Genomic DNA, 7,226 nt, shown 5'->3' with positions numbered 1-7,226 from the left:
TTGGCGACGAGGCGCAGATGCGAGTTGACCAGCCGCGCGGCGGCGTCGGTGTCGCCCTGCTCGCGCCATGCCTTGGCCAGCATGAACTCCTCCTCGGGGGCGAGGATCGGGAATTTCTTGATCTCGGTCAGATAGCGATTGAGGCCCGCTTCACCGCCGGAAGCGGGAATCGACATCGATCTCTTGCCCTGAGTCGTCGCTGTGCGTGCCATATCAGTCACAATCTCCCTGGGTCGGGCCGCCGTCGCGAACGCCCCTAACCACTATTAGCTTATACACCAAGTGCGCTGAACAGTTCCTGCATGTCCGACGGAAGGTCGCTTTCAAACGACAAACGTACCTTTGTGATCGGATGAATGAAGCCGAGCGCCGCCGCGTGGAGCGCCTGGCGCTTGAAGCCGAGCCGCAGCAATAACTCGCGCTGGCGCTGTTTGGGCGCGCGGCCATAGACCGGGTCACCGAGCAAAGGATGGCCGATCGAGGCCATGTGGACGCGCACCTGATGAGTCCTCCCGGTTTCGAGGCGGCACTCGACCAGCGCCGCATCCCGTAACTTCGTTCGAACACTCCAATGGGTTACAGCGCGCTTGCCGCTGCCGTCCTTGACTACCGCGACCTTCTTGCGGTCGGTCGGCGAGCGCGCGAGATACGCCTCGACCCGGCCGTTGAGCATCGTCGGGACGCCGGTGACGATGGCGAGGTAGCGCCGCTCGATACTATGGTCGGCGAATTGCTTCGACAGGCCTTCGTGCGCGCGGTCGGTCTTGGCGACCAGCAGCAGTCCCGAGGTATCCTTGTCGATGCGGTGAACGATTCCGGGCCGCGCGACGCCGCCAATCCCGCTCAGCGATGGTCCGCAATGGTGGAGCAAGGCGTTGACCAGGGTGCCGTCGCGATTGCCCGCGGCGGGGTGGACGACGAGGCCGGCGGGCTTGTCGACCACTAGCAGATGCTCGTCCTCATAGGCGATGACGAGCGGGATCTCCTGCGCTTCATTATGCGCCGGCGTGGGGTCGGGGATGGCGAGCGCGAACGCCTCGTCGCCCTGCATCTTGACTGCCGGATCGCGGTAGAGCCTGTCGCCAACCGACAGCGCGCCACTCTTGACCAGCACCTTCAATCGCTCGCGCGACAAGGTCGGATGGGCATCGGCCAGCGCGCGATCGAGGCGCCAGCCCGCATGGCGCTCGTCGAGAGCGATGGAAATGATCTGATGCCCCCCGGCCATGATCAGAATATGGGGAGCAAGTTCAGGGGCTTCAATGGTGGCGTCTTGCGATTTCGTAGCGGGTGACGCATCACGCCGCCGATGAACGCCATCGATCTTGCAAGTTTGCTCTGTTCGCGTCTGTGCCACGATCTGCTGTCACCGGTCGGGGCGCTCAATAATGGGCTTGAGCTGATAGCCGACGAGCAGGACCCGGCGATGCGCGAGCGGTGCCTTGAATTGCTGAACGACAGTGCCCGTGCGAGCGCCAACAAGTTGAAATTTTTCCGCCTCGCGTTTGGCGCGGCGGGTGGGTTTGGAGCGACGATCGACACGCGCGAAGCGCATGCCGCGCTGGCCGGGCTGTTCGGGAGCGAGAAGCAGCTAGAGTTGGGGTGGATCGTCAATGCTGATGCGCTGCCGAAGGGCGCGGTCAAGCTGTTGCTCAACCTTGCATTGATCGCCGGCGATGCTTTGGTGCGCGGCGGGCGGCTCGATGTCGGGGCCGAAGAAGCCGGCGGCAAGATCGAGATCGTGATCCGCGGGGAGGGGCCGCGCATCCTGCTCGACCCCAATCTGCGCGAGACACTGGCCAAGGGCAGCTCGGGCGGGAGCGTCGAGCCGCGCGCTGCTGGGGCGTGGCTGGCGCATGCGCTGGCGAGCGAGGCGGGGGGCGAAATCCGCCTGTCCGATCCCTCGGCCGACGTGCTGATGATCGGCGCGACGCTCACCGCCTGATCAACGGCGCGGAATAACGCCGCATTAACCCTTTTCGCCCATAGGTCGCTTGAGTGTAGCGCAGGGTGAACAGCAAGATGGACGATCTGATTGCCGATTTCGTGGCGGAATGCCGTGAAATGCTCGAAGCGCTGGGCGGCGAGATCGTTGCCTGGGAAGCGCAGCCCGACGACCGCGCCCGGCTCGACAGCATTTTCCGCTTCGTCCACACTGTGAAGGGCAATTGCGGCTTCTTCGAATTTCCGCGCCTCGAAGCATTGAGCCACGCCGCCGAAGACGCATTGGCCGATTGCCGCGCCGGTCGCCGCACCCCCGATGGCCAGTTGGTCAGCGCGGTGCTGGCGGTGATCGACCGGATCGGCGAAATGGTCGCCGCGATTGATGCTGGCGAGGATTTTCCCGCTGGCGACGACAGCAGCCTGATCCTCGCGCTCGAACCCGGCGCCGAAGGGATTTCCGTACCTACCGCTGTCGCGTTGGCCGATGGCAAGGCTTCGGCTGCACCGCGCACCATCCGCCTGTCGGTCGAATTGCTCGACCGGGTGATGAGCGGCGTGTCGGACATGGTGCTGGCCCGCAACGAACTTGCGCGGCGCCTGCGCGAGACCGAGAATGATGTCACCGTCGATGGCGCGTTCGAGCGCCTGAGCGGGATCATCGCCGAAATGCGCGATGCGATCACCCGCACCCGGATGCAGCGGATCGAGAATTTGTTCGTCGCCCTGCCGCGCCTGGTGCGCGATTTGTCGGGTGAACTGGGCAAGCAGATCATGGTCGATATCGACGGCGGCGATGTCGAGCTTGACCGCGAGATGATCGAGATGATCCGCGATCCCTTGACCCACATCATCCGCAACGCGGTCGATCATGGCATCGAAAGCCCTGCTGACCGATTGAAGTCGGGCAAGCGCGAGATCGGCCTGCTGACCGTTTCGGCTCGGCAGTCAGGCAACCAGATTTTGATCGACATCACCGATGACGGCAAAGGCATCGACGGCAAGAAACTGGTCGAGAAAGCGCTGTCTGCTGGCACGCTGGAGGCAGTCGAAGCCGCCAAGATGACCCCGCGAGAACGGCTCGCGTTGATCTTCGAGGCCGGGCTGTCGACCGCTGAGGAAGTCACCTCAATCTCCGGCCGCGGCGTCGGCATGGACGTGGTCCGCTCCAACGTCGAGCGGATCGGCGGGATCGTCGAAGTCGACAGCAATCCGGGCCACGGCACGCGGATGACGCTGCGCGTGCCGCTGACGCTGACCATCATTCCGGCGCTGACGGTGTCGATCGGCAACCAGCATTTCGCCATTCCGCGCGCCGCGATCGAAGAAATCGTCCGCGCCAATGGCAGTTCGGTCACGCTCGACAGCATCGGCGGCGCCGGTGTCGCCACCATTCGCGGCCGCCGCATGCCCGAAATCAGCCTCGCTGATGTACTCGGCTTGGCCAGCGACATTCCCGACGAGGAGCGAACGTTGGTCGTGCTGCGCCCGGCTGGCGGCGATCTCTATGCGCTCGCGGTCGACCGGATCCACGATCATGAGGAACTGGTGGTCAAGCCCGCCGCTCCGGCGGTGATGGCAACCGGACTCTATGCCGGGACGACCCTGGCCGATGACGGAAGCCCGATCCTGCTGTTCGATCCGGCGGGCCTGGCCGAAGTCGGCGGGGTCAAGCTCGAGGTCCAGGAACGCGTCTCGCGGATCGCCGAAGCGACCGCCACCAAGACGATTCGCGACGACAATGTGCTGCTGTTCAATGGCCTCGACGGCAACCGCCGCGCTATCCGCCTCGCGCTCGTCGATCGGATCGAGGAAGTCCCCCGCGCTTCAATCCGGGAAGCGGCCGGGCAGCTCAGGATCCAGCTTGGCAATCTCATCCTGCCGCTCGCCGGCGCCGACGCGCTCGGCCCCGATGACGACAAGGTGCGCGTGTTCCGGCTGAGCGATGGCCAGCACGAGATCGGCTATGTGTTCCGCGACGTAATCGACCTGATGACGATCGACCATGAAATTATCGCCGCCGAACATCACGGCGCGGTCAGCGGGGTCAGCCTGATCGGTGGTGAACCCGCCGAATTGGTCGACGCGCACTGGCTGTTCGCGCATCATCTCGGCGCCGGGATGGTCCCCGCGCACCAGTCGGTCTGCCGTATCCCGTCACACGATCCGTGGCTGCAGAACATGCTCCGCCCGATCGTCGAAGCGGCGGGCTACCTGGTAATCGACGAGCATGACGAATTGATTCCCGATCTGGTGATCGCCACCGAACAGAGCGCGGTCGACAAGGTCCATGCCAAGCGCACCCTCGTTCTCCGCGCCGACAAGGACAGTGCCACCGACGATGGCAGCATCTACCGCTACGACCGCGTCGGGCTGTTATCGGCGCTCAAATCGGCAAGCGCCGGAGGCAAGGGACGATGAGCCAGTTACTGTTGATCGTGTCGATCGCCGGAAGCCGCGTGGCGTTTCCGTCGGCCGCAATCGAATCGGTGGTCGAACTCGATACGTTGATCCCGGTGCCCCGCGCCGCGCCACATATCGCAGGGCTGTCGGCGCTGCGCAGCCGGGTGCTGACGGTAATCGACACGGTGCGTTCGCTCGATCTTGGCGACAGCGATTGCTCGGACGGGATCCGCGAGGCGGCGGTGGTCGAATATGACGGCCACCATTACGCCCTGATCGTCGATACGGTCGAAGATGTGGTCGAGGCGATGTCCGATCCGTCGCCGGTCCGCGCCGCGATGGGCGAGGGGTGGGAACGGGTCGCGCTGGGCATGGTCGAAACCGAGGAAGGGCCGCTGCTGCTAATCGACGTCGCTGCCTTGATCGCCGGAACCCCGCCCGAAGCCCGTGCTGCCTGAATGGTCGGGCTTAAGCCTCTGGTTACCCTTGCCGTTTACACCGGCCTGGAATTGAACAGGATATCCGCATGAAGACCTGCCTAATCGTCGACGACAGCAAGGTGATCCGCAAGGTCGCTCGCCATATCCTCGAAACCCTTGATTTTCAGGTCGACGAGGCCGGTGACGGCCGCGAGGCGCTGACCCGCTGCGAGGCGTCGATGCCCGACGTCGTCCTGCTCGACTGGAACATGCCAGTGATGAGCGGCATGGAATTCCTGAAATTGCTTCGTCAGCGCGGTCACGAAGACCAGCCCAAGGTAGTGTTCTGCACCACCGAGAATGACATGGCGCACATCCGCGCCGCGCTTGAGGCCGGTGCCGATGAGTATGTGATGAAGCCGTTCGACCGCGAAACGCTCCACATCAAGTTGCAACTCGTCGGCGTCGCCTGAGGCGCCCCCAGTGACCCAGGCGTTAGCCAAATCTGGACCAGCCGCTCGCGGCCATGAGGAACTGCGCCTGCGGCTGATGGTGGTCGACGATTCGATGGTCGCGCGCGCCATCCTGTCGCGGATGATCGCCGCGGATGAAGGGTTCGAGATTGTCGCGGTTGCCGGGACGGCGGAAGATGCGATAATCGCACTTGGCCAGGTCAGGGTCGATATCGTCCTGCTCGACCTTGAAATGCCGGGCGCAGGCGGCCTCAAGTCAATCCCCGGAATCCTTGCTGCGGCGCATGGTGCCAAGGTACTGATCGTCTCCTCGCTGGCCGAGGAAGGCGCGGAGGAGACCGTCGCCGCGCTGGCACTGGGCGCTGCCGACACCCTGCCCAAGCCGGGCACGGGCCGCTTCAACGGTCGCTTTTCCGAAGTTTTGCTCGCTAAGTTGCGCGCGCTCGGTCGCGCCACGCCGACTGTACCGCCGCGCGCGCCAGTCAAAGATTCGATCCCGGCCGGTTTGCTTCGCACGATGAACGACGGGCCGGTCAAATTGCTCGCGTTAGGCGCATCGACCGGCGGGATTCATGCGCTGACCGCATTCTTCCAGGCGCTTCCAGCGAAGGTCGGCACGCCGATCCTCGTCACCCAGCACCTGCCACAACCGTTCATGGCGGTGTTCGCGCGCCAACTGGCCACGGCGGCGGGCCGCGAGGCCTTGGTCGCCGAGGATGGGCTGCGCTTGCTGCCCGATCGGATCGTGATCGCCCCGGGTGACGCCAGCCTGACGATTGATGTCAGCGGCGGCAAGATGATTGCGCGGCTGATTCGGCGGCGTTCGGCGAGCGGGTTCCTGCCGTCGGTCGATCCAATGCTCACCTCGGCCGGCGCGATGCTCGGCGCGGAAGCGCTCGGAGTCGTGTTCTCCGGGATGGGTCGCGACGGCCTCGAAGGCGCGATGGCTCTGGTCGGCTCAGGCGGGTCTGTGCTGGTCCAGGACGAAGCCAGCTCGGCCGTGTGGGGCATGCCGCGCGCCGTCGCCGAGGCGGGCCTCGCGAGCGCGATCCTTCCCCCCGCGCGGATTGCAACGCGCATCGCCCATCGGATTGGTGATGCCGCATGCAGGTGAGTGATAGCTCCAGCCGGATTCTCGCCGGCCTGTTGGAAGCGCGTACCGGGCAGCAACTGACGATGAGCCGCCGCTGGCGGATCGAGACCGCGCTGTCATCTTTGCTTCGCGAGCGCGGGATCGCGACGCTCGATGAGCTGATCACCATTTTGGTCATGGGGCGCGAACCGGCGCTGCCCAACCTTGTCGTCGAGGCGCTGTTAAACAACGAAACCTATTTCTTCCGCGATCGCCAGCCGTTCGATCTGCTGACCCAGCAATTCCTCCCGGCGCTGGCCAAAGCACGCTCCACCAAACGCAGCTTCAAAATCTGGTCGGCGGGTTGCTCGACGGGACAGGAGCCATATTCGCTGGCGATGCTGTTCGCAGACGATCCGTTGAAATGGCAGGGCTGGACGATCGACATCCTCGGCTCCGACGTATCAGGGCAAGTCGTCGATCGGGCGCGCGCCGGGGTCTACACTCAGTTCGAAGTCCAGCGCGGGCTCGGCATCCAGCAGATGATTCGCTGGTTCACCGAAAGCGAGGAGGGCTGGCGCGCCGCCGAAACGCTTCGTCGCCAGATCCGCTTCCAGGTCCACAACATCCTCGAGCCACCGCCGCATCCCGGCCAGTTCGACATCATCCTGTGCCGCAACGTGTTGCTCTATTTGAGCCCGGAAAAGCGAGCTGCGGCATTCGAGCGGCTGGCGTCTGCGCTGGCCCCCGATGGCGCGCTTATGCTCGGCGCCGGCGAAACGGTGATTGGCCAGACCACGCGCTTTGCGGCGGATCGAGAGACTCGCGGACTATATCGGCTGGCCGACGGTGCCGACGCCGACCGACGTGCTCGCACCGCCTGAAAAGGCTTGACGGCGCGCGGCTTGGCGTGTGCCA

At 64.7% G+C, this 7,226-nt stretch carries 8 protein-coding genes; 6 read left to right on the top strand and 2 right to left on the bottom strand.

All coding sequences use genetic code 11. The features are described 5' to 3' along the window. Nucleotides 1–176, bottom strand: a 176-nt coding sequence (locus tag RMN73_RS08895) for a sigma-70 factor domain-containing protein (protein ID WP_309602965.1), incomplete at its 3' end; no start/stop codon positions are given. A 95-nt stretch (nt 177–271) separates the two neighbouring features. Further along, entirely contained in the window at nt 272–1,228 is a 957-nt protein-coding gene (locus RMN73_RS08890) for an RluA family pseudouridine synthase (protein ID WP_309602963.1), read from the bottom strand. Between the two features lie 81 nt (nt 1,229–1,309). On the opposite strand from RMN73_RS08890, the gene RMN73_RS08885 reads away from it, so the two are divergent. From RMN73_RS08885 to RMN73_RS08860, 6 genes are all read left to right on the top strand, one after another. Then, on the top strand, nt 1,310–1,945 hold the full coding sequence (locus tag RMN73_RS08885; protein ID WP_309602962.1) for a histidine phosphotransferase family protein: 636 nt from the start codon (nt 1,310–1,312) through the stop codon (nt 1,943–1,945). 77 nt (nt 1,946–2,022) lie between these two features. After that, nucleotides 2,023–4,362, top strand: coding sequence for a chemotaxis protein CheA (locus tag RMN73_RS08880; protein ID WP_309602961.1), 2,340 nt, complete (start codon nt 2,023–2,025; stop codon nt 4,360–4,362). Beyond that, entirely contained in the window at nt 4,359–4,802 is a 444-nt protein-coding gene (locus tag RMN73_RS08875) for a chemotaxis protein CheW (protein WP_309602960.1), read from the top strand. Before RMN73_RS08880 ends, RMN73_RS08875 begins: the two co-directional genes overlap by 4 nt. Nucleotides 4,803–4,870: 68 nt before the next feature. Next, nucleotides 4,871–5,236, top strand: coding sequence for a response regulator (locus RMN73_RS08870; RefSeq protein WP_309602959.1), 366 nt, complete (start codon nt 4,871–4,873; stop codon nt 5,234–5,236). Nucleotides 5,237–5,246: 10 nt separating this feature from the next. Then, complete coding sequence (locus tag RMN73_RS08865; protein ID WP_309602958.1) at nt 5,247–6,350, top strand: chemotaxis protein CheB; 1,104 nt, start codon at nt 5,247–5,249, stop codon at nt 6,348–6,350. Next, nucleotides 6,341–7,192: a protein-glutamate O-methyltransferase CheR gene (locus RMN73_RS08860; RefSeq protein ID WP_309602957.1), complete on the top strand. Its 852-nt coding sequence runs from the start codon at nt 6,341–6,343 to the stop codon at nt 7,190–7,192. The genes RMN73_RS08865 and RMN73_RS08860 overlap by 10 nt, the downstream gene beginning before the upstream one ends. The last annotated feature ends 34 nt before the right edge of the window (nt 7,193–7,226 follow it).

Source organism: Sphingomonas sp. (genome assembly GCF_031372575.1).
Lineage (GTDB): Bacteria > Pseudomonadota > Alphaproteobacteria > Sphingomonadales > Sphingomonadaceae > Sphingomicrobium.
This window is presented reverse-complemented; position numbering and strand designations above follow the sequence as displayed.

Coding starts and splice junctions, on each gene's coding strand:
- RMN73_RS08870 (WP_309602959.1), top strand. CDS start 4,871: ATGAAGACCTGCCTAATCGTCGACGACAGCAAGGTGATCCGCAAGGTC.
- RMN73_RS08890 (WP_309602963.1), bottom strand. CDS start 1,228: ATGGCCGGGGGGCATCAGATCATTTCCATCGCTCTCGACGAGCGCCAT.
- RMN73_RS08875 (WP_309602960.1), top strand. CDS start 4,359: ATGAGCCAGTTACTGTTGATCGTGTCGATCGCCGGAAGCCGCGTGGCG.
- RMN73_RS08860 (WP_309602957.1), top strand. CDS start 6,341: ATGCAGGTGAGTGATAGCTCCAGCCGGATTCTCGCCGGCCTGTTGGAA.
- RMN73_RS08885 (WP_309602962.1), top strand. CDS start 1,310: ATGAACGCCATCGATCTTGCAAGTTTGCTCTGTTCGCGTCTGTGCCAC.
- RMN73_RS08880 (WP_309602961.1), top strand. CDS start 2,023: ATGGACGATCTGATTGCCGATTTCGTGGCGGAATGCCGTGAAATGCTC.